4 protein-coding genes and 1 pseudogene are annotated in these 3,373 nt (G+C 61.5%); 2 read left to right on the top strand and 3 right to left on the bottom strand.

The window, feature by feature from the left end; translation table 11 throughout:
- Positions 1 to 595 precede the first annotated feature (595 nt).
- Together LPU83_RS26960 and LPU83_RS27365 are read left to right on the top strand one after the other, a co-directional pair.
- A complete protein-coding gene (locus LPU83_RS26960; protein ID WP_245272610.1) occupies positions 596 to 1,441 on the top strand; it encodes a group II intron maturase-specific domain-containing protein in 846 nt (281 codons plus the stop codon).
- An 84-nt stretch (positions 1,442 to 1,525) separates the two neighbouring features.
- Positions 1,526 to 1,963: pseudogene (locus LPU83_RS27365) on the top strand (transposase); the annotation flags it as partial.
- 8 nt (positions 1,964 to 1,971) lie between these two features.
- Here LPU83_RS27365 and LPU83_RS27370 read toward each other — a convergent pair.
- Genes LPU83_RS27370 through LPU83_RS27450 form a run of 3 tightly spaced genes read right to left on the bottom strand, consistent with a single transcriptional unit; the run spans position 1,972 to position 3,240 of the window.
- Positions 1,972 to 2,127 (bottom strand): hypothetical protein, encoded by a 156-nt coding sequence (locus LPU83_RS27370; protein WP_231052349.1) that lies wholly within the window; start codon positions 2,125 to 2,127, stop codon positions 1,972 to 1,974.
- Between the two features lie 47 nt (positions 2,128 to 2,174).
- On the bottom strand, positions 2,175 to 2,555 hold the full coding sequence (locus tag LPU83_RS73785; protein ID WP_244656114.1) for a tyrosine-type recombinase/integrase: 381 nt from the start codon (positions 2,553 to 2,555) through the stop codon (positions 2,175 to 2,177).
- Entirely contained in the window at positions 2,443 to 3,240 is a 798-nt protein-coding gene (locus tag LPU83_RS27450; RefSeq protein ID WP_231052348.1) for a site-specific integrase, read from the bottom strand. Before LPU83_RS27450 ends, LPU83_RS73785 begins: the two co-directional genes overlap by 113 nt.
- Positions 3,241 to 3,373: the final 133 nt, after the last annotated feature.

Raw genomic sequence — 3,373 nt, forward strand, 5'->3', positions numbered from 1 at the left:
CGTGCAAGGGGGCCAAGAAGCTCGACCGGGCGTCGTCGGTTGGGTTGCATAAGCAGATTGGCCTTAACTGTACCGGATGCGGGCCATCAACCGCAGGCCGGGCTACCGCAATGCCCATGGCGAGACAACAAAGTGAGCGTCAGAAGCCTCGAAACACACAGATCGCTTCCATTGGCGTGATGGCGTGGGAGCACGAAAGAGCAATCAGAGGCGGCAAGGCTCGTCTATTCTTGCTGCCGGGTTCTCGAAGAGACCCGAGATGGGACTGGCTCCTATGCCCCATCTCCCGCATTGCACGGGGTAGAGCTCACCGCCTAACGGCACCAGGTTGGAAGTCGGAACACGGGAACTTGGATTGTCTGCCCGGGTGGAAGCCGGGCTCGCTGCGACGGCCAGATATGGACAACACCAGGGGCGGAGCTTTCGTAGTAGTCGGAGTGTGGGAAAGCCACGCACAGGGCGAAGGGAAGCAGGAAGACGATAGGCTTGTAACGACGGAGGAGTGATCTGTGGACACGGATCATCGGACCGGGAAGGTCTGGGTACTCGGCATTCAAAGCAAACTCTATCAGTGGAGTAAGGCTAAGCCGGTGTTTTGACGGAGGATCAGTTCCTCCGGACGGACGCCGGCACCCCTCAGGGCGGGATCATCTCACCTTTGCTCGCAAACATCGCCCTTAGCGCGATCGAGGAGCGGTATGAAAGGTGGACCTATCACCGCAAAAAGACCCAAGCCCGTCGCAAAAGCAACGGGGTGGCGGCAGCGGCGAGCGCCCGGGACAGCGATCGTATAGCAGGACGCTGTGTGTATCTGCCGGTGCGCTACGGCGACGACTTCGTGGTTCTGGTGTCTGGATCGCTGGAGGAGGCAATGGCAGAGCAATGTGCTCTGGCCGACTACCTGATCAAGACAACCGGACTGACGTTGTCGCCGGAAAAGACGAAGGTTACGGCCATGACAGAGGGCTTCGAGTTTCTCGGATTCCGCTTCAGTGTGCATTGGGATAAACGTTATGGCTACGGCCCGCGCGTTGAAATACCCAAGGCAAAGGCCGCGAACCTGCGTCACAAAGTCAAGCAACTGACGCAACGTGATAGCATATCCGTCAGTCTTGGCGAAAAGCTTCGAGGGGTGAATGCCATCACCAGCGGATGGGCGAATTATTATCGCTACTGTGTAGGTGCCGGCCGTGTATTTGTCGCTCTAGACTGGTACATTGGCCTGCGTCTGTACTGCTGGCTGCGTAAGAAACGTCCAAAGGCAACACCGAGCGAACTGTGGGGCTCAAAACAGCCAAGCAGACACCGGGCGACGAGGCGGGTCTGGAGAGAGGGATCCATTGAGCAACACGTGCTCTGCTGGACACCTGTCGAGCGATATCGTCTCGCGTGGATGGATACGCCTGACTTTCCCATGTCTTCTGGAGAGCCGGATGCGTAACGAAAGGCGCACGTCCGGTTCGGCGAGAGGCGATGCGAGACCTGCCGCCGTAATGCGGTAAGGCGCGTATCGCCTACTCATCCGACTTACCTCAAGGTGCGCCGTGGCGGCCGGATCGTTTCCGTTGCCGTCATCATCGCCGTCGGCGTCAACACCGATGGTCGGCGCGAGGTTCTGGGCATGGAGGTCGGCACCTCGGAAGCCGAGCCGATCTGGACGGAGTTCCTGCGCAAGCTGACAAGGCGCGGCCTGCGCGGCGTCAGGCTCGTCGTCTCCGATGCCCACGAAGGGATCAAGGCGGCAACCTCCAAGGTTCTCAGCGCGACCTGGCAGCGCTGCAGGGTTCATTTTGCCCGCAACGTGCTGGCGCATGCCGGAAAGAGTGGCCGCCGCGTCGTGTCGGCATTCATCGCCACCGCCTTTGCCCAGGAGACGGCAGAGGCTGCAAGCCTGCAGTGGCGCGCCGTCGCCGACCAAATCCGTCAAGCAACCTTGAAAACCCCAGAAAAACAGGCGTTTATGGACGGGCACTAGTCTAGTGCCGTCTTGGTGGTCAGGTAGTCCTCGCCCTGTGCCTCGAGATAGGTGAGGAACTGGGCAAGAAGCTTCTCGGACCGAACAAGCTGGTAGCCGAGGGCGCGACACATGGCCAGGTAATCGGCCAGGGCTTGGCGAAGGGCGCTCATGCCACCTCTCCGGCCAGGGGCGGGCGATCGTTCGCAGGGCTTCGCGATCAACCTTGGCATAGATCGCCGTTGTCAGGGCGCGGCGATGCCGCAGGACCTGCCCGACCTCGGATAGCGATGCGCCGGCGCGCCGAGCGGCGGCGGCCACGATTTGCGATACACCAGTGCTGGTGAGGGCACGATGGGGCGCCTTGATGCGCACAAACACCGTCCGGTCCCCGCCACGGCTTCGCCGACATCGGCCGGCAAGGGAAGGTGTTGGATGCAGCTTCCCTTGCCCGTACGAAGATCTCACCGGCCCGCCAATCCAAGTCGTCAAGCTTGAGCTTGGCGACTTCCCCCGCCCGCAAGCCGAGACGAACCAACATGATCATGACCGCGGCGTCTCGGCAGCCGCTCGACGTATCGCGGTCGCAGGACGTCAGCAGGCGCTGAACCTGGCCGCAATCCAGTCCTTTCGGGAACCCAGCCAATCGCCGACCGGGCGACCGAGGGCACGCAAGCGGCAAGAGATCGCGCGATGAGACCCTCGATATTAAGGTATCCGAGCAGCGATCGCAGCGCCGTCACAGTCAGGCTTGCCGCGCTGCGGCTCAGCCGAGGGCAATGCATCACCACAAAGGCGACGATGTCGGTCGCGGCCAAACCCGCAAGGTCCAAGACACGCCCATCGGATGACAACCGATGACGCACAAAGGGGCGCACCTTCTGGGCATAGACATCGGCGGTGGCATTCGCCAAACCGCGCTCAGCTGTCAGGTAGCGTCGGTATCGTTCCAGAAGCACCTCTGCCGGATCGTCGGGCGCGCGGGTCGACGGCAGCACCACGCCACGAGACTTCAAATAGGCCAATATGGGTCGCAACGCTTTGATCGAGCGGAGTTGCCGGCCAGCGGCACGACGGGTACGGACAAACCGATCGACCTCGCTCACACTCAGGTCCTCCGCGTCCATGCCCTCCAGTGCGAGCCAGCAGCTTAGTCGCGCCAGCAGCCGCATCTGCCCGCGGGCGGAAATCGGTGTATAGCCCCGTTGGGCGAGTTCGCCGGCAAACCCAGCCGCAAATGGGGCAAGCGGCCCCCGAACCTGAACACGAAACGGATCGATAGACATAAAAACTCTCCTTCTTTGCAAGAAGAGGAGTTTGCACCATCCGTCGGGCATCCGTGATTATGCCGACCCCATCGCAGCGATCCCCGCCTCCAGGGCCGAGTTCCAAGCCATGGTCGGCATAATCCGGACGTCA

The sequence above is a fragment of the Rhizobium favelukesii genome, assembly GCF_000577275.2.
GTDB lineage: Bacteria > Pseudomonadota > Alphaproteobacteria > Rhizobiales > Rhizobiaceae > Rhizobium > Rhizobium favelukesii.

Bases quoted from the DNA above. Each gene is read 5' to 3' on its own strand.
- LPU83_RS27370 (WP_231052349.1), bottom strand. From the start codon at position 2,127: ATGAGCGCCCTTCGCCAAGCCCTGGCCGATTACCTGGCCATGTGTCGC.
- LPU83_RS27450 (WP_231052348.1), bottom strand. From the start codon at position 3,240: ATGTCTATCGATCCGTTTCGTGTTCAGGTTCGGGGGCCGCTTGCCCCA.